A 22,966-nucleotide genomic window follows, 5' to 3' on the forward strand; every position below is an offset into this window, starting at 1 on the left:
AAAACACCTTTAAAAGGTGTTTTTTTATTATATCATGAAAAATTTTATTCTGTAATCAATTCATTGTAATTTGCAACTTTAACAGAAACATTTTCATCAGCACTAATTAAACGAGAAATAGGGCATCTTTTATGAGTTGTATCTGCGATTATTTCAGTTTGTTCCAGCGTCATATCTTGAATTCCTAAAATAGCAGTAGGTTTAAAATAAAAACCTTTATCATCTTTTTGCATTTCTAAAGTTACTTTTACTTTTAAATCTTTATTTGTATAGTCTTGTTCTGCTAAAATCTTTTTAGAAGTTTTATAAAAACAAATTGCCCAAGAAAGACAAAATAAATCAACAGGTCCTGATTGTTTGTTACTTGGTTCTAAAGCTGAAACTAATTTTTTAGTGATTCCTTCTTTTTCTTCAAAAAAACATAAATCATCTAAATGGGGATTAAAATAAGCAGTTGTTTTAAAAATAATCATATTATAAAACCTTTCTTTATTAAAAAAATATTTCTTTTTTATGCATTTCTTTAAGCATCTATTTTATTATAACATCAAAATAAGTTAAAATATAATTATTTTAATTAAAACTAGAGTTGATAATATTTTGCACATCAATAGCTACTTGATGCATATTTGTATTGCAATAATGATCGTATTTTAAAGGAGGATGAATAATTATTTCTACTACTTTTTTTTGCCAAAAACGCTTATTTTTGATTTGACTGGCTCCTTTGATAGTTAAAGGCAAAATAGAAGATTTACTTTTGCAAGCAATTTTAAAAGCCCCTCCTAAAAGTGGCATTGCTTGTTCGTTATTTCTATCTTTAATGCCTCCCTCAGGAAAAACTACCATTGCCATCCCATTTTTAACTTTAGGCATTGCCTTTATTAAATTTTGGGCAGTTTTTCTGATATCATCCCTTGAGATTACCATACAATCCAAAGATAAAAAAGCTAATTTTAAAAACCATGCAGTTCCAAAAAAACAATTAAAATTTTGTTTGGGAGCAAATGATAAAGTTCTTGGAATAACGCTTGTAATAACAAAAGGATCGGTGTATGACTTGTGATTGGCATAAATAACAACGTTTTCTTTTGAAGGGATTAAATGAGGATTTTGAACTACTACTTTAATTCTTAAAAAACGGTTGACAAAACGCGACAAACTACGCGAAACAAATCCTTTAAAATAATGATTAGGGGGCAAAAAAGTCATTAAAACGAGGCAAAAAACCAAAATTATAAACGTTATTAAAAAAGCCAACAACAAACCCAAAATTAAATTAACTGTCAGTTTGTAGCAAAAAGAAAAATCAACTAGCATAGTTTTGGAAGTTTGCAAAAAAACAAATGTTAGCCAAACGACAACAAAAATAAAAGTTAACATTTGGGCATATCTAATTTCTTTTGATAAATGGCAAAAATTAATTGTGGGTGAATTTCTTTTTGGATTAATTGGTATTGTGATAAGTCAATTTTGGGAAAAAAAACATTTCCTTGATGTCTTTGTAAAATGTGGGTGATGTATAAAGTTGTTACCCAAGGTAGGGTTTGTTGATAGATTTTTTCTCCACCAATAATAAAAATATCTTGGGCAGCATCACTTGCCATGAAGGATTGCAAATCAGAAACAACAGTACAATTAGGCAATTCCAAATCATGTTTTAAAGATGCTACATAAGTTTTTTTAAAATTAAAGGGTTTATTTTTGAAATAATTTTTTAAGGATTTATAAGTTTCATGCCCCATTAAAACATTTTGATTAAGGGTAATTTTTTTAAAATATTGTAAATCTTGGGAATAATGCCAAGGTAGTTTGTTGTCTTTGCCAATCAAATAATTGCCGTCAAAGGCAGTAATTAAATTAATCATACAGCAATATCGCCTTTCAAAATGCCATCACATTGATAATTTTGCAAAGTAAAATCACTAAATTTAAAATCATCAATATTTTTGATGTCAGGATTTAAAATCATTTGAGGTAATTTTTTAGGAGTTCTTTGAATTTGGGTCTGAACTTGTGCAAGGTGATTGGAATAAATGTGGGCATCTCCTAAAGTATGGATAAATTCGTAAGGTTGTAAGTTAGTTACTTGTGCGACCATCATAAGTAATAAAGAATAAGAAGCGATATTAAAAGGTATTCCCAAAAAAACATCTCCACTACGTTGATATAGTTGCAAGGAGAGTTTGCCTTGATGAACGTAGAATTGAATTAAGACATGACAAGGTGGCAATGCCATTTGGTTTAATAAGGGCGGATTCCAAGAATTAAGAATCAAACGTCTGGAATTGGGATTGGTTTTGATTTCAGAAATTAAAAATTTGATTTGATCAACACCATTAAAATCGCGCCATTGTTTACCATAAACAGGACCTAAATTACCGTGCTTTATGGCAAAAAGAGGATCATTTTTGATTTTTTCTACAAATTCTTTCAATGTTTCATTTTGAAAAAAAGCTGATTGTTGATATTTTTGATAAGGCCATTCATTCCAAATATTAACATTTTTTTGTACCAAATAACAAATATTAGTATCCCCTTTTAAAAACCATAAAAGTTCGTGGATAATTGATCTAAGATTCATTTTTTTAGTAGTTAACAAAGGGAAACCTTCTTCAAGATTAAAGCGCATTTGGTAGCCAAAAACACTTTTGGTACCTGTATTAGTGCGGTCGTTTCTAAAACTGCCTTTTTGAAAAATAAAACGACATAAATCTAAATAAGTATTCATAATTGTATAACTCCTTGTTTTTTAATTGAATAAATGTTTGATGTTTAACGGGACAAAAGATATAAAACTTCTGTGTAAATGGCAGTTAAGGTAATTAATTGGTCAATTGAAATAGATTCATCCACTTGATGAGCTAAAGACTTTTGATTGGGGAAAACAGGTCCGAAAGGAACTAAATTAGGGGCGCATTTTGCAAAAGAACCACCACCCACACACATAGGTTTGGAAACTAAATCATTAGTATATTTTTGATAAACTTTTAATAATGTTTGCATTAATTCACTTTTAGGATCAACATACATAATGGGATGATGAAGGGTAGTTTTGAGGCAAAAATGTTGGCTCTTGGCTGCTTTTTCCAATTGAAAAAGGATTTTTTCAAATGTAATTCCTTTAGGATATCTTAAATTAAGAGTGAAAAAAGCTTGATTATTTTCTAATTTTAAAACTCCAGAAAAACAAACCAAATTATAAGTTTCTTCATCAAAGTGATTAATGCCTAATTTTTTTCCATCCAAACTATCTACCAAATATTGATCAAAAAAATCAACCAAAGCATTTGTAATTCCCAATGCTTTAAGAACTTTCATCAAATCATAAAGGGCATTTTTTCCTGTTTCAGGAGTCGAACCATGCGCAGAAACGCCGTGAACTTCAAGCTTTAACAAATCGCCTTGTGGTTCTAAAGTGGCTTTGATGCTGTTGGTTTTAACAAAATTATGGAATAAATCTGAGTAGTTAGGATCAAATTTTAGAACTGCTTGTGCCAAATCAGGAACAACATTAGAGGCTTGCCCGCTTTGAATACTTACAATTCTATTATCTAAAACTGTGCCTTCAAAAGTAAAATCCCCAATTCCTTTTTCGCAATAAATAGCAGGAAAATGGCTGTCAGGAACAAAACCAGATACAGGTAATTCAGGGACTTGTTTAAAATAGTGTTTCATACAACGAAATCCAGTTTCTTCATCGACACCCAAAATGAATTTAATTCTTTTGGAAAGCGGCAAATTTAGTTCGTGCAATATTTTCAAAGCCCAGAAAGCTGCCATTGTAGGACCTTTATCGTCTTGGGTTCCTCTGCCATAAAGCGTGCCATCAACAATTAAAGACGCATAAGGTGAATAGTCCCAACCAGTTCCTGCTGGCACTACATCCAAATGACCAATCATACCAACCCATTCTTTTTGGTTGCCGTATTCAATATGACCAGCGTATCCTTCTAAATTCAGGGTTTTAAAGCCGCTTTGGGAGCCTAAATCAAGCATAAAATCAAGGGCTTGTTGATTTCCTTCGCCAAAAGGAGCGCCTGTTCTATTAGGATCAAAGGTGGTAAGTTCAGTGTTAATTTTTAATAATGTTTGCAAAGCCTCAATTAAGGCGTCTTTTCTTTTTAAAACCTCTTTTTTAAAATCAATCATTTTCTAACCTCTTTTTTATTATTTTTATTTTTTTTGTTAATTTTGTTAATTTTAATTTTTTTGTTTGTTGCTTGTGTTGTTTTTTTGTTTGTATATTTTGTTGGAAATACTTGCAAAATCAAAAACACAAACACAAAATAAAATAAAATGTAAGCGTAGATAAGGTATTTTTTTAATTTCGGTCATAATAATCAATATTAATCCATATAATAAGCAGATATTTGAGCAAAAATAAGAGGAAAAGGCGGAAAACAAAATATTAATTCTGCATTTATTTTTATACTTTATCTACATCTTAATACTTAAATTTTAACATTATTTTAGCATTTAAAAGAAGAAAAATATTTTTTTTATAAAAAATAAAAAAGTGTTTCTTTTTCGTTTTGATTCAGTTATAATATTAGTGGATTTTAAAGGAATTCGAGAAATTTTCAAAAACCGCTAGTAATAAATTCGTTTAAAATTCTTTAGTTCATCTTAAACTTTTTGCATTTTACAAATTTGTACATTTGGATTTTGCAAAGATTAAGATATTAGAAAGCAAAAATAAAATCATTGAAAAATATTTACCAAAAACAACCTTGTTTAAAACAAAGGTTTATTTATTGTTTAAGTGCATTATTACTTTTGATCTTATTTGTAATAAGTTTTAATTACACTTTAAAAGCTGTTCCAACAGAACCAATAGATATCAGCACTATTGAAAAAAATATAGGATCTTTTGAAAGTGCACCAAATGAAAAAAAAATCATTGAAAAAATTGTAAAAAATCAAAAAAATATAAGTGGTCTTGCTATTGGAGACGATTTAGAAGTTGTTTCGATAAACAATAACAAAGCAACTGTCAAAGCAAAAGAAAATTCTAAAAAAATTAAAGGTCAAGTAGAAGTTATTTTTAATGTCAAAGAAGACCTAAATGTTTTAATTCAAAATAAAGCTTTAGGGGATATAGAATTAAATAAAATTCACAGTGAAGCATTGATTTCTAATGAGGATTTATTAAATGCCATTGAAAGTAAAAATAATGGTTTAGTAATTACAAAAGAAGATATTTATTTTCCTAAAAAAGATCGCTCAAAAGGTTATATAACCATTGAAGCATTGGATAAATCTCCTAAATATAAAGGAAAAGCTAAATTAACTTATCAAATTAAAAAAATAAATAAAGAAGAGTTTATTGCGGAAGTTAAAAAAAAATATAATATTCCATTTGACTCACCCATAAAACAAAATCAATTAGATGAAACAATTGAAAATGTAATTGCAGAAGAAGTAGGAAACCCAGATTCAACTAAAGACTTAGTTATGGAAAAAGTTCAAGAAGCAGTCGCACTTTTATTAAATGATGGCAATACTTTATCTGAAAAATTAACAACTTCTATGTCCAATAAAGAAGGGTTGCAAAACAACTCACAAACAATATTATCTCCTAAAATAACAAGCGAAAAAACAGATAATAACGAAAATACAAATTATGGATTTTATATTGTTATTGCTTGCATTATATTAATTTCCATCACTTTTTTAAGTTTGCTTTTTGTTATTTTTAAAAAAAGAAATACTCAATCATAATTAAAAAATATCAAAGAGGTTTATAGCCTCTTTTTTATTTTATATTTATAAATTTATAAAAAATAAAATAGAAATGTTGGAAAAAAAGATAAGTGAAAATACCATCTTTTAAAAAAAACATAATTATTGTAATAATAATCTTTTCTATACTTTTAATAATATTTGGTTGGTTAGGATGGCAAAATAACTTTTTTGCTTTAGAAGCTTCACAAAATTCTACTAAAAATACTTCTTTATCCTCTAAAAATTTTAATTATAATGATTTACAAGATTTACCAAAAAACCAAAATGAAAAAATCGAAGAACAAGCTCCAGAAGCAAAAGAAAACAATTTAGATAATCCCAATCAAAAAGGAAAAAAAACATTGTATCCACAAATAACAGAAATTGAAGAAAATGAAGAAATAAAAGAAACAAGCAAATACAGACCAAAAGCAACTCCCAAACCTAACCAAAACAACAACACACAAACTATCAAAAAAAATCCTCATTTACAAAAAGCCAAAAATAAAAGAAAAGTGATGCAAAAAAAACTAGTTTACCAAAACCAAAAAATTATTGATTTAAAAGAACAAATCTTACTTTTGGAAAATGAAAAAAACAAACCCAAAGAACTAGATAATCAATTTAGTGATCAAATTAAACCTCAATTGGAATCTCAAATCCAAGGAATGAACATTTATAATGTATATTTAGGGAAAAAAAGCGATAAAGATATAGCGTTAGAATGGTTACGAAAAAACTTTTCTAATCAACATTATCAAATTAACTTTTCTTATGGTTTGTATAATTCTCAAATTATCCAATCCACAGTTTTTTTTGATTCACGCATCAAAGAACCACCACCCCAAAACCTTTTATTAGTTTATTTTGATGGAGGCACAAGAGATAAAGCTAATAATTGTTATTCTTTGGAGGCATTAAAAACTTTAGGTAATGGTGCTCAAAATATGTATATTCTTTGGCAAGATGAAAGTCCTTTTAATGACAAAAACTTTATTCAAAACAACTTTTGCACTGACCTTATTTATGAAAAAGGATCTTTTTTAGGTGGACCTTCTTATTTGAATGTCAAACACATTGCTTTAAAAAATATTAACACTAATGAAATTATTGCCACTTTTCCTGTTAAATGTAAAATTGAAGTGCCTTGTTCACTTGATGGACTAGATTTAGAGTTAAAATTTCCTTTTTATAACTACAAAATAGAAGGTTTATTATCAAATACTCATATCAAAAGTCTTAGAAAAATTAATGTATATTCTAAACACACAGGACAATCAAAAACACTTTATTACAAAATTTAAAAAAAAACAGTAGATTGAATTTACAATCTACTGTTTTTTTAATATAAAATATGAGGTAATAACTACCTAAATTATAATTTGAATGCTTTTTTGATGTATGTTTGGTTCGTTGTTATTTAATGTTATTATTTAAAATAAAGCATCCCATCTTTAACAACAAGACAATTACTACTTTGATTTTGGGTAAGTTCTTCCAATTTAGTTTGTAATTTGGTTTCAGAAACAAAAGGACAAACACCAAAATTTAGTACTAAACGACGAGCTTCTTGTTCAGTTTTAACTAAAGCCAAAACAGGAACGGATGGATGAAATTTAGAAACATTATAAGCATCTTTTAAGTCATAGACAACAATTGCTTTAACATCGGTGCGTAAAGCCAATTCCACAGCACTTAATAAAAGGTTTTCTTTGGAGTTTTTAGGTTGGTATACTTGTGATAAAGCTTGATAATTAACTACTTTTTCAGCTTGATAATTAATTTTTTTCATATAAGTTACAGCTTCTACAGGATATTCACCTGAAGCACTTTCGCCCGATAGCATAGTAAAGGTGGTGCCTTCTCTAACTGCATTAAAGACATCAGAAGTTTCAGCTTTGGTTGGACGCGGATTTCTTTGCATAGATTCTAACATTTGAGTAGCTACTACAACTGGTTTGCCGTATTCTAAACATTTAGTAATCATACGTGTTTGGTAAAGTGGTACTAATTCACCATCAACTTCTATTCCTAAATCGCCTCTTGCAACCATAATACCGTCTGATTCTTGAATGATTTCTTCTAAATTATCAACACCTTCTTGATTTTCTATTTTAGAAATAATTTGGATGTTGGAATTTCCTTGTTCTTGTAAAATTTTTCTAATATCTTTGACATCTTGAGCTCTTCTAACAAATGAAGCAGCAATATAATCAAAATCTTGTTGGGCAGCAAAAACAATATCTTGATAATCTTTAGGAGAAATAAAATCCATTTCTAAATTAACTTTAGGAACATTTACACCTCTACGAGATTTGATGGAGTGAGTATTTTTGGCTTTAGTAACTAATTGTTGTTTGGCTTCGTCTTTGCCTACAACTTCCAAAGATAAGTATCCATCATCAATATTAACCATATCGCCAACTTTTAATTCATTGTATAAATTAGAATAACTAACTGAAAAAAGTTTAGCATTACCTAAAACTTCTGTCATAGATATTTTTACTTCAGAATCTTTTTGAATTGTTACTACACCATCAAATTCGTGAGTTCTAATTTCAGGTCCTTTGGTATCTAACATAAGTCCTGTGTGTTTGTCTAATTTATCGCTAATAGTTTTAATGGTTTTCATTAAAAGTTTAGTTTGTTCGTATTGAGCGTGAGAAAAATTAAATCTTGCTACATTCAAACCTGTTTGAATTAAGGCTTGTAAAATGTTTTTATCATAAGAAGCAGGTCCTAAGGTACAAATTATTTTAGTTTTGTTCATGAATAACTAAATCCTTTTTTGTTTTTTAAAATATAAAAATGATTGTCAAAATTAGTTAAATTATGACATTATGACATATAAAAAAATTTAAATAAGAAATAAGCCAAAGTATAGATAATAGGTCCAATAATTCTAGTGGCAATCATAATAAAAGGTAATAAATTGTCTCTTTTACTTATTGACATTATTCCTAAATGTCCAGTTCCTCCTACACTTAAAGCACCTAAACCAGCTGTAAGAGATGTTTCAAAAGGATAAAAACCCAAAGCTTTAGCAAGAACAAAGGATACTAAAACAACTACCAATAAAGCAGTTAAAACCATAGTTAAAACAGGTATTTGTTTTATTCCTCCCATTAATTGTTGCCATTTAACTGTCATTCCCAAACCTGCTAAAATAGGAGTAGTGAAATTTTTAGATATTACTTGTCCTGCTTGAGAAATATGACTTTGATTTTCTTGTGATAATAAATTAAAAACTCTAATCAAAATTAAGAAAAGAATAAAATAAACTAACGATTCTAAATAACCCCATAATAATTTATTTAAAAGACCACTTAAACTAAATAATACAAAAATCATCATTAAACCCATACCAATATTTTTATATTCTAAAGGAGTTTTTTTCTCTGTTGGTTTGGGTGTAAGTTTATTGTTTTTGTATTCTAATTTTCCTTTACCACTAAATTTAGTTTTATCAAAAATAACATACATTAAGCCAGCAAATAAAATACTTAAACATCTAGCCATAATTAAAGGCACTATAATTGCTGTTCTAATAGTTTTTTGATCTAATTGAGGAAAAGCATCTTTATAAATACCATTTGTAAAACCATTAATACCTAAATTAGTTCCTCCATTTGTTAACGGAACAGCTACATAAAAAATAGAGTCTAAAAAGGAACCTTGAGTGCTAAACCCTTCTGGTTTTTGATAATTAAATAAGAATCCTACAAAACCAACACTTAAAATAGCTACTAAACAAACAATTAATGTTAAAGGAAGAAACTTAGAAAGCGATCTTTTTAATAAATTTCTATCAACACTTAAAATACTTCCAGCAATAACACAAGTTATAAAAAAGTTAGCAAAATCAGATCCTAAATGATTATTTGGTGTTTTGGTACTGAAAAAATTTTCATTACATTTGTCTGCTAAATCTTGCGGTATCCATCCTTTATAAACTAAATAAGAAGGAACAAAAATACAAAGCAAAAATCCTAATCCTATTTTATTTAAATAAGGGACACTATCACCAATAAAATTAAGACCGTATCCTAAGACAAAAATAATAAATAAAGGGGTTAAAAGAGGGTGATATAATTTTGTTATTCCCCATTCTTTAACTGCAAAAAGATGTAAAGCACAAACAGCTACAAAAAAAAGAAACATTAAAGGGTGAAACCCAAAAATCTTTATTTGTTTGTCTTTTTTCATTATAATTTACTCCGATTCTACAAAAAAAATAAAATAACTAATAAATTTATAAATATGATGTAATATAAATAATAAAGTTATAAATAAATGGTTAATAAATTTTTTTTGTGATTTTTTATTTTCAAAATTATTAGCTAAATAAGTAATCAAAATCACTTAAATAATTAATTATGGTATTCTTAAATAATAAAGTTAATGATTAAACTAGTTTTTTAATTAAACTATTTCCTGTCATTTCTTGAGGTTTTTTAATTTCTAATAAATCTAGCATTGTGGCTGCAACATCACATAAAGACCCTGGTTTTAAGACAACATTTTTATCTGTAACGATGAAAGGAACTAAATTAGTGGTATGAGCTGTGTGTGGATTTCCTTGGTTATCTGTCATTTGTTCGGCATTTCCATGATCTGCTACAATACAGGCTTTGCCTTTAACTGCAAAAATGGCATTTAAAACTTCTTTAAGACAGCTGTCTACTGTTTGAATCGCTTTAATGGTAGCATCTAAAAAACCAGTATGTCCTACCATATCAGGATTTGCAAAATTAAGAATTAAAGTATCGTATTTACCAGATAAAATAGCAGTTTTAGCATGGGTGGTAATTTCTAAAGCACTCATTTCGGGTTTAAGATCATAAGTTTTTACTTTGGGAGAAGGAATTAAGATTCTATCTGCATTTTTTAATTGCAGTTCCTTGCCACCATCAAAGAAAAAAGTTACATGAGGATATTTTTCAGTTTCCGCAATTCTTAGTTGGTGCATTCCTAAATTGGCAATTACTTCACCATAAATATTTTTTAGAGTTATTTTTTCAAAAGCAACTACACTTTTAACTTGAGCGCTGTATTTAGTCATTGTTACTAAAAAAAGATTATTTAATAATTTAGTACCGCAAAAATTGGTTTTACCCTCAGAACAAAAAGCATTAGTAGCACAAGGATTAGATAGAGCAGTTGCAAGACGCATGGCACGGTCAGGACGAAAATTAACAAAAATAACTGCATCATTATCATCAATTAAACCATTTGGATTGGTAATAAAAGGAGTGATAAATTCATCTGTAATGCCTTGATTATAAAAATTTTGTATAGTGTTTTCTAATGGCAAGTCAATAACAGGAGCTTGTTTGGATGTAAGCATATTATAGACTAAATTAATGCGGTTCCAATTGTTATCACGGTCAAGAGCATAATATCTACCAACAACAGAAGCAATATTAAAGCCATAATCAAGAAGGTCTTTGATGTAGTTAATACCTGAATGAGGACTTGTGTCTCTTCCATCAGTAAAAGCGTGTAAAAAGGTGTTGTTTGCTAAATTGTTTTCTTTTAATAAATCAAATAAAGCTTTAAAATGATCTAAATGAGAATGAATTCCTCCATCAGAGATAAGTCCTAAAAGATGCATTTTACTGTTGTTTTTTTTAACATGTTCGATGGCTTGGAGAAATTGTTTGTTGGTGAAAAAAGATTTATCACGAATAGCTTTATTAATTTGAGTAAGTGATTGATAAACAACTCTTCCTGCTCCTAAATTAAGGTGTCCTACTTCACTATTTCCCATTTGACCTTGGGGAAGACCCACTTCTTCACCTGAGGCTTTAAGAGTGGTATTGGGAAAGTTTTTTAAAAGATAATCTAGATAGGGAGTCTTTGCCAAATGAAAAGCGTTATTTTCTTTTTGGTCGGTTAAGCCTAAGCCATCTAAAATAATTAATCCTACAAATTTTTTAGTCATATTCCCAAACTCCCTACCTCAAAATACCATCTTAAACGATGGTCTTGTCAATAATAATGTTATTTTGTTTTTGTATTGTTTGTATTATTAAATCACTTTTGTTTTGTGTTTAATTGGGTTTCATTTTTTCAAATTATAAAAAGTTTTTAATCCTAAAAAAGGAGTTTCTACTAATTGGTCTTCAATTCTTAATAATTGATTGTATTTTGCCATACGATCAGTACGTGAACAAGAACCAGTTTTAATTTGACCCGCATTAGTAGCAACAGCTAAATCAGCAATAGTTGTGTCTTCGGTTTCGCCACTACGGTGAGAAATAACAGCGGTGTAAGAAGCTTTTTTTGCCATTTCAATTGTTTCTAGGGTTTCTGTTAGAGTTCCTATTTGATTTAATTTAATTAAAATAGAGTTTCCTATTTTGTTTTCAATTCCTTGAGCTAATTTTTGGGTGTTAGTAACAAATAGGTCATCCCCTACTAATTGGATTTGGTTACCTAATTTTTGGGTTAAGTATTTCCATCCATCCCAATCATTTTCATCAAGTCCGTCTTCGATTGAAATAATTGGATATTTAGCAACTAAAGTTTCGTAATAATGAACTAATTCTTGGCTACTAAAAGCTTTGTTATTTTCAGATGCAAGAACGTATTTTTGAAGTTTTTGGTCATAAAACTCGGAAGCTGCAACGTCCATTCCTAAAAAAATGTCTTTTCCTGGCTCGTATCCTGCACTTTTGATAGCTTCCAAAATGATTTGTAAGGCTTCTTCGTTAGAATTAAGGTCAGGTGCATATCCGCCTTCGTCTCCTACTGTAGTTGGAAGTCCTTTTTGTTTTAAGATTTTTCCTAAATGGTGAAAAACTTCAGCCCCATAACGTAAAGCTTCTTTAAAAGATTGTGGTCCAGTTGGTAAAATCATAAACTCTTGAAAATCAACACTGTTAGAAGCATGAGCTCCACCGTTGATAACATTCATCATAGGAACTGGCATTTGTTTAGGTAAAACACCTCCTACATATTGATAAAACTCAAGATTTAAGTAGTTAGCTGCAGCTTTAGCACAAGCCAAAGAAACACCTAAAATAGCGTTAGCTCCTAAATTAGATTTGTTAGGAGTTCCGTCAAGTTTAATTAATAATTTATCAATTAAAGTTTGTTCTAAGACAGAATAACCTTCTAATTCTGGTTGAATAACTTCAGTAACATTTTTAACAGCTTGCAAAACGCCTTTACCTAAAAATCTTTTGGCATCCCCATCCCTTAATTCAACTGCTTCGTGTTGTCCGGTAGAAGCTCCTGAAGGAACAATAGCTCTTCCAAACGCTCCTGATTCTGTATAAACTTCTACTTCTACTGTAGGATTTCCTCTGGAATCTAGCACTTCGCGCGCTAAAATACTTTCAATATATGGCATAATTAATACTCCTTTTTTAAATTGGTTTTTAATTATAAAATGAAAAATAAAATAACTTTTGTTTGTGGGACAAATAGTTAAATTTACTAACCATAAATATTATAATGGTTTTTTTGCTAAAAAATGTATTTTAATGTGTAATAAATGAATATTTTTGTAATAATTGCAATTATGACTTTAATAAAGCAAACATTTTTTGTTTGTATATTTCTACTCCGGGTTGATTAAAAGGGTTAATTCCTAACAACAAACCTGACATTGCACAAGTTTTTTGGAAAAAATACGCTAAATATCCAAAATGATATGCATCCAAAGTAGGAATGACAATTTCTAAATTAGGAACTTTGCCTTCAATGTGGGCTTGTTTAGTGGCTTGAAGAATTTTTTGATTAATTTGTGAATAAGTTTTTCCAGCTACATAATTAAGATTATCAAGTTCGTTTGGAATGTGAGGAACAACGCAATCATCTTTTATTGATGTAACATTTAAAACTGTTTCAAAAAGCATTTTGGTGCCTTCTTGGATAAATTGCCCTAAGGAATGTAGATCAGTAGAATTGTTGGTGGCTCCTACAAAAAGCCCTTTTTCTTCTTTGCCCTCAGATTCAGCAAATAATTGTTTCCACCATTCCGAAAAAGAAAGGAGATGCGGTTCGTAACTTACCAATAGTTCCATTTTTTTGTTTTGTTGGGTGTGAAGCAAATACCTTGCTAAAGCGTACTGATAGGCTTGATTTTGAAAAAGGTCTTCTTGAAAAGTGTCGTGATAAGCTTGCAAAGCGCCTTTCATCATTGAGACAACATCTAAATTAGCAAAAACAAAAGGAAGGATGCCTACGTTTGTAAAAACACTAAATCTTCCACCCACAGAATCAGGAATAACAAATGTTTGATAACCTTCTTTAAGGGCTAAATTTAACAAAACGCCTTTTTGGCTGTCAGTGGTTACAAAAATACGATTTTTGGCAAGTTGTTTGCCGTATTTTTCTTCTATTTCTTTTTTCAAGATTCTAAAAGCAAGGGCTGGTTCCAAAGTGGTACCTGATTTTGAAATAACATTAATTGCCCAATTTTTGTCTTTAAGATAATGGAGCAAATTAGTTAAGTAATTGCCTGATACTTGATGACCTGCAAAAAGAATTTCTGGCTTAGTTTTTTTAAAGGTCGTTTGCAAAAATTCAATTCCTGCTTTGGCGCCCAAATAAGAGCCTCCAATGCCAATTACTACTAAAACATCTAAATTGGGTTGGGAGTTTTTTAGTTGTTTCATTTTTTCAAGTTCTTGGAAATCAAAATGTAAGGGTAGTTCTAACCAACCCAAATATTTTTCTTTTAGTTGTTGGTCTTGATGTAATTTTTGGTGTATGACTTTGATTTGAGGGGCAAAAGTTTGGGCATAATTGTGCCAATCTAAAAAATTATAAATCCCTTCAAGGTTTAATTTCAACATTGTGTAATTTTACTCCTTTTATTATTTATTATTTGGTGCTTTGTTATAATTTATTAAATATTTTATTCTCATTTATTAAATGTTTAAATATTTTTAAATGTTTTTTAGTATTGTATTAATTTTTATTTAATAATTTTGGTTTGCAAAGCATTATTTTTATTTATCTTAAAACGCGGGGTTTGGTTGGTTTTGTTTTGACGCAAAAAAGATACAAATAAATAAGTAGTTGTCAAAAAGACAATAATATTGCTTCCAAAAGTACTTAAACCACATTGAGTAGCATCAGGAATTGAAACATCTTTTAATTGGGGCAAAATGTCATGCAAAAACCATAAAATAGTTATTCTTAAAACAACTCTTAAAAGATTAATTACAAAAATAAGATTAGCATTTTTCTTATAAGATGCGACATAACCCATCATTAAAGTAGTCCATACAGAAAAAAACAAAGAAGTTTGTTCCCAATTAAGGATTTCTTTAAAGGATGTTATTTCTTGTGTGGTAAAAACTTTTTCAGTTTTTAAGGCACGCAATAATTTTTCACCACAAAATTGATTTATAAATGCTCCAATAATTCCTATAATAAGAGTAATTACAACAACATTTTTAAAGATTTTAAAAGTTTTGCTATTGCTTTGAAAAGTAACACTTTGAGATACCATAGCAGATTGACTATCTTCAAAAGAATTAGAAATAGCATAAAAAATACCATTAACTGTCATAACAAATCCAAAAATATCTACTAAGTTTTCTTGATCTTTGGTAAAATAACTGTCTATCATAGCAAGAATAATGAGTTTTCCAATTTCATAAGTAGATTTGGCAATAATTAATGTTCCTGCTAATTTCAGGATAGTTTTTACTGTGCGTTTAGAAAAGACTAGGTTTTTAAATTGCAACTTAAAAATATTTTTAGAACTAAACATACAATAAAAAGTTACCAAAGTAAGCAATAAATTAGCAATTAAATCAGCTAAGGCTAAATCAATTAAATTAACTTGGTTTTGTTTGATTGCTTTAAAAGCAAAAGAAATACTAATTCTTGTAATAATAAGACAAATATTAAGGATTAAAACAAATCTAGTTTTTTCCTTGGCGCGTTCTAATCCAATAAAAACTGCATTCATAGTAATAGCTACAAAAGTAATTAAAATAAGATAATAATATGTAAGTCCATTTTGGCTATGATAACTTTTATTTAAAAATATATCTCCAAATGGAGCTGGTAAAAGGACACCTAAACCCAAAACCACTAAAAAGAATAAAGAAGAAATAATTGCCAATAAAAAAGCTAGGGTAGCGTATTGTTTGGCTTTAGTAACATTCTTTTTTTTGTATTCTCTAGCTACTAAAATAACACCTGCTCCACCTAAAGCTATAGCAACACTTTGCAAAAATTTTTTAATTTGTGCCATATAAGAGATGGTTTTATCTAAATTGGTGTTGGAATTGGGTTGGTTCCCAATAATATAAAAATCAATGGATAAGGATAATTTTTGAAATAACAAATAAATAGCAATGGGAAAAGTAAGAATAATTAAATTGATCCAAATAGGTCTTTTAAATGATTTAGGGGTTTGATTGGCAGGTTTGGAAGGGTGTGGCAAATAATTTTTTTCAGTAGACATAAATATACTCCGTTTTATTTTTTTAGTATTTATATCAAAATCAATTGTAATTTATTTGGGGTTTGGGATTTGGAAGTACAAAAATTAATTTTGATAAATACAATATTTTATTCTACAATCATTTTACAACAATTTAGCTACTACATTAAATAATTCATTTTTTTCATAAGTTTTTTCAAAAAGATCACCAAAAGTAGTGTAATGCAAATTAAGTCCGCAAGTGCCAACAGCACAATTAAAAATGTTTTGTTGCAATAAAGAAACGGCATAACTTCCCATTCTAAAAGCAAGGACTAGATCTTCTGCAGTTGGTTTACCACCTCTTTGAATGTGTCCTAAAACTTGGGCTCTAGTTTCGAAACCACTGTAATTTTCTACCTCTTTGGCTAAACTTGCAACATCAAAAATATGTTCAGTGACAACTACAATAGCATGTCTTTGGTTTGTTTGGCGCAAAGATTTAATTTTTTGGCAAATAGTTTGTTGGGATAAAAGATTTTCGCGAGTAACAATAACATCTGCTCCTGCAGCAAGTCCACCAAATAAAGCCAAATCCCCTTTGTGGCGTCCCATCACTTCAATAATACTGCATCGGTTGTGAGAAACAGAAGTATCGCGCAATTTTTCGATGGCATCTACAATATTATTGAGAGCAGTGCTAAATCCAATAGTAAAATCAGTGGCACAAATATCATTGTCAATGGTGGCTGGCAGTCCTACGCATTTGATGCCAAGTTCGTGCAATTTGGATGCTCCTTTATAAGAACCATCACCACCAATTACAACTAATTTATCAATTCCTAAAGTTTTTAAATTTTGGGCGCATTGCTTGCGAACATCTAAATTATTTTGAAAATCTAAAAAACGAGCAGTTCCCAAAAAAGTACCAGACACATTAAGAACACGAGGAAATGTTTGAGGATTTAAGATTTCGATTTGGTTATTAAAAAGTCCTAAATAACCATCTTTTACGCCGAAAACTTCAAATCCTTGTTTAGCGCTTTCAAAAACTACAGCACGAATAGCTGCATTCATTCCAGGAGCATCTCCGCCTGAAGTTAACACAGCAATTTTTTTGTTTTCTTTTGTTGTTGTTTTTGCTTTTTGGTTTTCATTTTTCATTTTAAAATTAAGTCTCTTTTATATTTTTGAAATATTGTAAATATTGTTAAATGATTAGTTTGATGAATGTTTTTTAATAAATCCGCGTGCGCGAGTCAAAATTAAAATAAATGAAATAAATAATTGTTAAATGTTAATAAGTAAAAAAATAGTGTACTTGAAAAAGTTCCAAAGCGTTTAAAAAAATAATAAAATATAATATGATTAGTTTGGTTTTTTGTTTTAACTGTCTTTTTTGTGTCTTTATCCAAATTATAAATTATTATTTTAAGTAAATTTTTAGGTATTTCAAAAACTAACTAATCTTTTTTTATGAAAATTTTTATGAAAAAACTTTTTATGCTAGTCTTAGAATTTTTTGATTTATTAACAGCTACATTTAAATTGTATACGATTTAATCAAATATTGCAATTAAAACGTATTATTTTTGTTCTTTTTGTAAAAATTTTGTGATATTGGGGGCTTTTTCGCAAAATAAAACAAAATATTGCAACAAATATTTATTGGCTAAAATAAATAAAACAATTGAAAAATAAGTTTGCAAAAAAATAATGAAGTTGTTTTTTTGGAATAATTTTATTAGCTTTTTGGATTTGGATTTCCTTTTTTTAGTTGTTTTTTATCTTTGGGAGTAGCAAAAATATTAACACTTATTTTTTTATATGTTATACTTAAAGAGTAGTTAAGAAAACAATTTGCAGTTATTTTAGATTTAATAAGCATTTTTTTGTTATGTTTTTTCATCAAATGCTTGCTAAAAGAAAACAAAAACTTTAACCAATTAAACCTAAAATCTTTTTTGAAAACCTTTAAAAATCCTTAATTAAAAATCCTTAAAATAAAGGCAAAAATGTTTATTTGAAAAATAATTAATTTTTGCCTTGACAAAAAAGATACAAACAAACACTTTTAAAACTGCAAAAAATAACTGCCATTTGTTTTTTAAATTTATACTTTTTTGCACAACAAATGCAATAAAAATAAATATAATAATTTATCAATTTATTTCAATTAATTTCAAATCAAAAGGAAGGTTTTTTAAATAAATGACAAAAAACAAAGTAATTAATAAAAAAGATAAAATAAGTAGGCTTGTTTTGGAGGGAAACTTATTAAAAACTTTATGGATTATTTCTTTGCCTATTATTGTTTTTAATGTTTTTAAAGCTTGTTTCGGTAGTGTTGATACTTTTTTTGGAGCTGGTCTAGAAGGAGCAACCCAAAGCTACATTCAATTTTCCAAATCCGCTCAAAGCATTGTAGAAGCAGTAGGAGTTTGTTTAGGAATTACAGGAGTTGCATTAATTTCGCGCGAAGTGGGTAAAAATAAAAATGTCAAATCTTTAAAAGCTCGTAAAATAGCATCTAGCGTTTTTGTTTTGTTATTCATAGTAAGTTTGGTTGTAGCTTGTGTTATGATTGGTTTTTCCAGCCCTATTTGTAGTCTTTTTTTAAAGGAAAAAGTAATTAACGGAGTACCAAAGGCAATAACAACTGAGGAAAAAAATCTTTGCATTAACGCTTTTAGATTACAAATGTTGGGCACTATTTTAGCTGCTATTAATGTTTTCTTTTTAGGAATTGAAAGAATTTTGGGAAAACTTAAAAAAATTTTGGTTCTAAACTGTATTATGATGGGTTTAAAAATTGGATTAAGTACTTTATGTTTTGGCATCAAAGTCATTGGTTTAGAAGCGTTGTGTCCCAATGTTTTAGGGTTGCAAACAGCTTCATGTCTTGCTTATTTATTTATTACAATAGTTGCTTTTTTAACTCTTTTTAACAAAAAAAATCCTTTATTTTTAAGTTTAGGTGATTTTTCTTTTAAAACTTTTTTCCAAGACAAAAAATTACTTAAAACTATTTTGAAATTAAGTATTACTTTAACAATAGGCAAATTTATTTATGAAGTCGGAAGAATGTTTACCTTATTTATGGTAGATAGCACATTTGATAAACCATTTTTAGCTGGAACTCCTTTCGAATTTAAAGGTTTGGGCGGCTTAGGTGCAATTGGAGTTGCTGATAGCATTATTACTTTATTTGCTCAAATATCGTTTTCGTTAAAAGAAGGACAATTAATGATTGTTTCTGAAAACTTAGGGAACAAAAATAACAAAAGAGCAATTAAAACTTTAATGCTTGTCTCATTTTGTTGTTTTTTAGTATTTGCAGTTACTTATTTAATTTGTGCTCCTAAAGAATATTGTGGGCTTGGTTTTGGTGATGATTTATGCTTATTTTTTAAAAATTTAGGCAAAGAAAAAAAAGACCAAATGACATTAGATATGTTTCATGCAAAAAACCCAGAATTTAAGTCCTTTTTGTTGGGTGCTCTTTTAACAACTGGTCTATTAACTACTCAATTAGAAGTTTTTTCTACTTTCTTAATTGCAGCTAAACAACCTAAATATGATTTGTTGTTAAGTTTGGGTCGTGTTTTTCTTTTCAGAATACCTGCCCTTTATTTCTTTAGAAATGTTTGGTTTGGAAATGAAGAAAAAACAAGCATTAAAATAAATAATGCATATGGATTTGCCAATTTCAGTGCTAATTTCATTATGTTAATGTTTATCGTTTTTGTATGTGTTCGTTTTGTATATAAATTAAAAAAAGAAAAGCAACCAAAAAGTTTTAAATAAATTCATAAATTAAAAAAGACTATCGATTGATAGTCTTTTTTGTTATATAAATGACTTGAAAATATTGTAAATATGAAATAAATTTTTTATGTTTTTCATCGAAAAAACTTAAGTTTTTTTAATTTTAACAATATTTTTACATTCAGGAAAGCGACTGCAACCTAAAAAATTACCATAGCGTCCTTTTTTGATGAGTAAAGGAGCGTTGCATAAATTACATTTTTGATCGGTTTGCATAGAAGGATTTGTTTCTACAGAACTTGATTTTTCTTTTAAAGAAACAATATTTTTACATTCAGGAAAGCGACTGCAACCTAAAAAATTACCATAGCGTCCTTTTTTGATGAGTAAAGGGGCATTGCATAAATTACATTTTTGATCGGTTTCGATATCTTTTGGTTTTTCTAATTTTTGATCGGCTATTTGATAAAGTTGTTTGAAAGCATCATAAAATTCTTGCAATAATTCTTTATTATTAACTAATCCTGAAGAGATTTTATCTAAATTTTCTTCCATTTTGGCAGTATATTTAACATCAATAATTTGTTTGAAAAACAATTCTAAGTTTTTAGCAGTCAAAATTCCTTGTTCGGTAGGAACAAAACGTTTTTCTACTAAATCAACATAAATTCTTTTTTTGAGGGTAAAAATGATTTGAGAGTAAGTAGAAGGCCTTCCAATATTTAGTTTTTCTAAAGTTTTAATCAAAGTGGATTCAGAAAAGCGTGCTGGAGGATTAGTAAATTTTTGTAAATTTTGGATTTCTTGAGGCAAATAAGTTTCATTTAATTTAAAGGAAGGAATAATTTTGTCTTTGGTGCCATCTTGCAAAATTTTTTGATAGCCATCGAAAGTTTTTATCAAACCTTCAGTTAAAAAAAGATGGTTTGCAACTTCAAAAAAAACTTGGGTTTTTTGAAATATGGCAGGTGTCATTAAAGAAGCCAAAGTTCTTTGATAAATAAGTTTATAGAGTTTATTTTCGTATTTATCAAGATGAGGTGCTAGGCTTTCGGGCGTTTTGGATAAATCAGTGGGTCTTATAGCTTCGTGAGCGTCTTGCGACTGAGCTTTTTTATTGGTTTTGTAAGTGCCTAAATATTCTTTGCCATATTGTGTTTTAATTAATTTTTGAGCATCTTTAACAAAGCTGTCTGCAAGTCTTTGCGAATCTGTTCTCATATAAGTAATTAACCCTATAGATTCACCTAAAATATCAACTCCTTCATAAAGTTTTTGAGCAACTCTCATAACTTGATTAGAAGTTATATTTAGGCTGTTGATGGCTTCTTGTTGCAGGGTAGATGTAATAAAGGGTGGGTTGGGTGATTGTTTGGCTTCTTTTTGTTTTAATTCTTTAACTAAAAAGGGTTTATCTGTGATTTGTTGGACAATTTTAAAAGCTTCTTTGGCTTTGGTTTTGCCTTTGTAAGGATTTTGGTATTCTGCTTGAAAATCTTTAAAAAAAGCAGTAATAATATAGTATTCTTCAGAGACAAAAGCTTTTATTTTTTCTTCTAAATCAACAATTAATTTAAGGGCAACTGATTGCACTCTTCCTGCTGATTGTGATTTGAGTCTCCTTACCAAACGCGACAGTTTAAACCCAATAATACGGTCTAGCATTCTGCGAGTTTCTTGTGAAAACACTAATAGTTCATCGATTTTGCGAGGTTGTTGCAAAGCTTTTAAGACTGCTTCTTTGGTAATTTCTCGAAAAACAATTCTATTAGTTTTTTGGGGGTCTAAATTAAGAATTTGTGATAAATGCCAAGCAATTGCTTCTCCTTCGCGATCAGGATCGGTTGCTAATAGCACTTCTTTGCCTTTAGTTTTTTGGATAAGAGTTTCTACGATATTGTCTTTTTCTTTGATAATGCTGTATTTAGGAATAAATCCTTTTTCGATGTCAATTCCCATTCTGTCTTTGCCTTTTAGCGACAAATCTCTAATATGACCTTTGGAAGATAAAATTAAAAATTCGTCATTTAAAAAACGGCTTAAAGTTTTGGTTTTAGCAGGAGATTCTACTATAATAACTTTTGATTTCATTTTTTGGGCTCCCTCAATTAAAAGATATGGTTAGTTTGGGTAATTAATTGTTTTGCGTTTCTATTTTTTGGTTTGGTGGTTGGTTGGGTTTTAGAAAAGTTTTTCAAAGAGAGGTAAAACATCTAAGTCAAAATTTAATTTCCCTAAGTTACCTTGTCTTATTTCTTGCAATAACATTTGATAAACTCTAGATTGATCAACTTTTTGATTTTTAGTATAAATATTTCTTTTTTGTCCGATAATATCAACTAAATTAGGGTTAGATAAATCATTTTGGTCTAAATTGAAGCGTTTTTGCAAATTGGTACCATAATGTTTTATAAGATAGCAAAGTGCGTGAATGCCTAATTTTTCTAAAGGTAAAATGGAATCTTTAAAGCAGCCTGCAAGTGCTAATGCCAAACTTATGCGAGGATCAGAAAAATTGTGCCACAAAACTCCTGGAGTATCCAAAAACTGGATATTGGGTTTAGCAATGTCAATCCATTGAATGCGTTTGGTAGTGCCTGCTAAATTAGCTGTTTTTAAAACTTTTTTTTGGGCAAAACTGTTAATTAAAGTTGATTTGCCAACATTGGGATTTCCTACAATCATAGCTTTAATGTTGGGAGTTTGGGTTGCTATTCTTCTAGATTTAAAAAGGGGTTTTTTGGCTTTGATTGTTGTTAAAGCTTTTTGATATATTTCTTGAAGTTTAGGGGATTTGATAGCATCAATTGTTAAAACAGGAATTTGTTTTTTGTGATAATTAGCGATAAAATTATTGATTTTACAAGGATCAGTTAAAGAAAATTTATTTAGCAAAATAAGGAGGGGTTTTTGGCGTTGGTTAATTAAAGAAAAAATTTGAGAATTGAGGCTTGAAAGAGGAATTCTTGCATCCAAAATTACTAAAACAATATCAACCAAAGATAAATTATTTTTAATTTGGTCAAAAGTTTTTTTCATATGACCAGGAAACCAATTAAATGTTTTCATTGTTAAACC

The 22,966-nt window shown here is 28.9% G+C and carries 18 protein-coding genes; 3 read left to right on the forward strand and 15 right to left on the reverse strand.

What is annotated here, in order from left to right; genetic code table 11:
* Positions 1-44 precede the first annotated feature (44 nt).
* The 6 genes from JAHGCCOI_RS02075 to JAHGCCOI_RS02100 form a co-directional block, all read right to left on the reverse strand.
* Positions 45-473: an OsmC family protein gene (locus JAHGCCOI_RS02075; RefSeq protein ID WP_212509043.1), complete on the reverse strand. Its 429-nt coding sequence runs from the start codon at positions 471-473 to the stop codon at positions 45-47.
* Between the two features lie 100 nt (positions 474-573).
* Positions 574-1,383, reverse strand: a complete 810-nt coding sequence (locus JAHGCCOI_RS02080; protein ID WP_227806967.1) for a lysophospholipid acyltransferase family protein — start codon at positions 1,381-1,383, stop codon at positions 574-576.
* Complete coding sequence (locus JAHGCCOI_RS02085) at positions 1,377-1,868, reverse strand: dihydrofolate reductase (protein ID WP_479491878.1); 492 nt, start codon at positions 1,866-1,868, stop codon at positions 1,377-1,379. Before JAHGCCOI_RS02085 ends, JAHGCCOI_RS02080 begins: the two co-directional genes overlap by 7 nt.
* Entirely contained in the window at positions 1,865-2,731 is an 867-nt protein-coding gene (locus JAHGCCOI_RS02090) for a thymidylate synthase (RefSeq protein ID WP_227806965.1), read from the reverse strand. Before JAHGCCOI_RS02090 ends, JAHGCCOI_RS02085 begins: the two co-directional genes overlap by 4 nt.
* Before the next feature lie 44 nt (positions 2,732-2,775).
* A complete protein-coding gene (gene pepV / locus JAHGCCOI_RS02095; RefSeq protein WP_479491879.1) occupies positions 2,776-4,152 on the reverse strand; it encodes a dipeptidase PepV in 1,377 nt (458 codons plus the stop codon).
* A 51-nt stretch (positions 4,153-4,203) separates the two neighbouring features.
* A complete protein-coding gene (locus tag JAHGCCOI_RS02100; RefSeq protein ID WP_479491880.1) occupies positions 4,204-4,347 on the reverse strand; it encodes a hypothetical protein in 144 nt (47 codons plus the stop codon).
* A 360-nt stretch (positions 4,348-4,707) separates the two neighbouring features.
* On the opposite strand from JAHGCCOI_RS02100, the gene JAHGCCOI_RS02105 reads away from it, so the two are divergent.
* Positions 4,708-5,724 carry a hypothetical protein gene (locus JAHGCCOI_RS02105; RefSeq protein WP_479491882.1) on the forward strand — a complete coding sequence of 339 codons (1,017 nt, stop codon included), beginning with the start codon at positions 4,708-4,710 and terminating at the stop codon, positions 5,722-5,724.
* A 92-nt stretch (positions 5,725-5,816) separates the two neighbouring features.
* The gene (locus JAHGCCOI_RS02110) at positions 5,817-7,031 is read left to right on the forward strand and encodes a hypothetical protein (protein ID WP_479491883.1); all 1,215 of its coding nucleotides are present in this window, start codon (positions 5,817-5,819) and stop codon (positions 7,029-7,031) included.
* A 125-nt stretch (positions 7,032-7,156) separates the two neighbouring features.
* On the opposite strand, the gene pyk is transcribed toward JAHGCCOI_RS02110, so the two are convergent.
* From pyk to JAHGCCOI_RS02145, 7 genes are all read right to left on the reverse strand, one after another.
* Positions 7,157-8,497 (reverse strand): pyruvate kinase, encoded by a 1,341-nt coding sequence (pyk, locus tag JAHGCCOI_RS02115; protein WP_071345576.1) that lies wholly within the window; start codon positions 8,495-8,497, stop codon positions 7,157-7,159.
* Between the two features lie 68 nt (positions 8,498-8,565).
* Positions 8,566-9,933, reverse strand: coding sequence for a 2-hydroxycarboxylate transporter family protein (locus JAHGCCOI_RS02120; RefSeq protein ID WP_227806961.1), 1,368 nt, complete (start codon positions 9,931-9,933; stop codon positions 8,566-8,568).
* Between the two features lie 199 nt (positions 9,934-10,132).
* Positions 10,133-11,671: a 2,3-bisphosphoglycerate-independent phosphoglycerate mutase gene (gpmI, locus tag JAHGCCOI_RS02125; protein ID WP_227806960.1), complete on the reverse strand. Its 1,539-nt coding sequence runs from the start codon at positions 11,669-11,671 to the stop codon at positions 10,133-10,135.
* Between the two features lie 120 nt (positions 11,672-11,791).
* Positions 11,792-13,084, reverse strand: a complete 1,293-nt coding sequence (eno, locus tag JAHGCCOI_RS02130; protein ID WP_212509034.1) for a phosphopyruvate hydratase — start codon at positions 13,082-13,084, stop codon at positions 11,792-11,794.
* 169 nt (positions 13,085-13,253) lie between these two features.
* Positions 13,254-14,534, reverse strand: a complete 1,281-nt coding sequence (locus JAHGCCOI_RS02135; protein WP_227806959.1) for a glucose-6-phosphate isomerase — start codon at positions 14,532-14,534, stop codon at positions 13,254-13,256.
* 122 nt (positions 14,535-14,656) lie between these two features.
* Positions 14,657-16,162, reverse strand: a complete 1,506-nt coding sequence (locus JAHGCCOI_RS02140) for an MATE family efflux transporter (protein ID WP_479491884.1) — start codon at positions 16,160-16,162, stop codon at positions 14,657-14,659.
* A 123-nt stretch (positions 16,163-16,285) separates the two neighbouring features.
* Positions 16,286-17,284, reverse strand: coding sequence for an ATP-dependent 6-phosphofructokinase (locus tag JAHGCCOI_RS02145; RefSeq protein ID WP_479491885.1), 999 nt, complete (start codon positions 17,282-17,284; stop codon positions 16,286-16,288).
* 1,047 nt (positions 17,285-18,331) lie between these two features.
* Here JAHGCCOI_RS02145 and JAHGCCOI_RS02150 point away from each other — a divergent pair.
* On the forward strand, positions 18,332-19,927 hold the full coding sequence (locus tag JAHGCCOI_RS02150) for a multidrug transporter (RefSeq protein ID WP_227806956.1): 1,596 nt from the start codon (positions 18,332-18,334) through the stop codon (positions 19,925-19,927).
* Between the two features lie 108 nt (positions 19,928-20,035).
* Here the strand turns inward: JAHGCCOI_RS02150 and topA are convergent, their stop codons facing one another.
* Both topA and ylqF read right to left on the reverse strand, forming a co-directional pair.
* Positions 20,036-21,979, reverse strand: a complete 1,944-nt coding sequence (topA, locus tag JAHGCCOI_RS02155) for a type I DNA topoisomerase (protein WP_227806955.1) — start codon at positions 21,977-21,979, stop codon at positions 20,036-20,038.
* Positions 21,980-22,069: 90 nt separating this feature from the next.
* Complete coding sequence (gene ylqF / locus JAHGCCOI_RS02160) at positions 22,070-22,957, reverse strand: ribosome biogenesis GTPase YlqF (RefSeq protein WP_479491886.1); 888 nt, start codon at positions 22,955-22,957, stop codon at positions 22,070-22,072.
* Positions 22,958-22,966 lie beyond the last annotated feature (9 nt).

Source organism: Mulberry dwarf phytoplasma, assembly GCF_056504655.1.

Excerpts from the sequence above, each read along its gene's own strand:
- ylqF (WP_479491886.1), bottom strand. The coding sequence starts at position 22,957 with ATGAAAACATTTAATTGGTTTCCTGGTCATATGAAAAAAACTTTTGAC.
- JAHGCCOI_RS02140 (WP_479491884.1), bottom strand. The coding sequence starts at position 16,162 with ATGTCTACTGAAAAAAATTATTTGCCACACCCTTCCAAACCTGCCAAT.
- gpmI (WP_227806960.1), bottom strand. The coding sequence starts at position 11,671 with ATGACTAAAAAATTTGTAGGATTAATTATTTTAGATGGCTTAGGCTTA.
- pyk (WP_071345576.1), bottom strand. The coding sequence starts at position 8,497 with ATGAACAAAACTAAAATAATTTGTACCTTAGGACCTGCTTCTTATGAT.
- JAHGCCOI_RS02075 (WP_212509043.1), bottom strand. The coding sequence starts at position 473 with ATGATTATTTTTAAAACAACTGCTTATTTTAATCCCCATTTAGATGAT.
- JAHGCCOI_RS02145 (WP_479491885.1), bottom strand. The coding sequence starts at position 17,284 with ATGAAAAATGAAAACCAAAAAGCAAAAACAACAACAAAAGAAAACAAA.
- eno (WP_212509034.1), bottom strand. The coding sequence starts at position 13,084 with ATGCCATATATTGAAAGTATTTTAGCGCGCGAAGTGCTAGATTCCAGA.
- JAHGCCOI_RS02080 (WP_227806967.1), bottom strand. The coding sequence starts at position 1,383 with ATGTTAACTTTTATTTTTGTTGTCGTTTGGCTAACATTTGTTTTTTTG.
- JAHGCCOI_RS02135 (WP_227806959.1), bottom strand. The coding sequence starts at position 14,534 with ATGTTGAAATTAAACCTTGAAGGGATTTATAATTTTTTAGATTGGCAC.
- pepV (WP_479491879.1), bottom strand. The coding sequence starts at position 4,152 with ATGATTGATTTTAAAAAAGAGGTTTTAAAAAGAAAAGACGCCTTAATT.
- JAHGCCOI_RS02085 (WP_479491878.1), bottom strand. The coding sequence starts at position 1,868 with ATGATTAATTTAATTACTGCCTTTGACGGCAATTATTTGATTGGCAAA.
- topA (WP_227806955.1), bottom strand. The coding sequence starts at position 21,979 with ATGAAATCAAAAGTTATTATAGTAGAATCTCCTGCTAAAACCAAAACT.
- JAHGCCOI_RS02150 (WP_227806956.1), top strand. The coding sequence starts at position 18,332 with ATGACAAAAAACAAAGTAATTAATAAAAAAGATAAAATAAGTAGGCTT.
- JAHGCCOI_RS02120 (WP_227806961.1), bottom strand. The coding sequence starts at position 9,933 with ATGAAAAAAGACAAACAAATAAAGATTTTTGGGTTTCACCCTTTAATG.
- JAHGCCOI_RS02090 (WP_227806965.1), bottom strand. The coding sequence starts at position 2,731 with ATGAATACTTATTTAGATTTATGTCGTTTTATTTTTCAAAAAGGCAGT.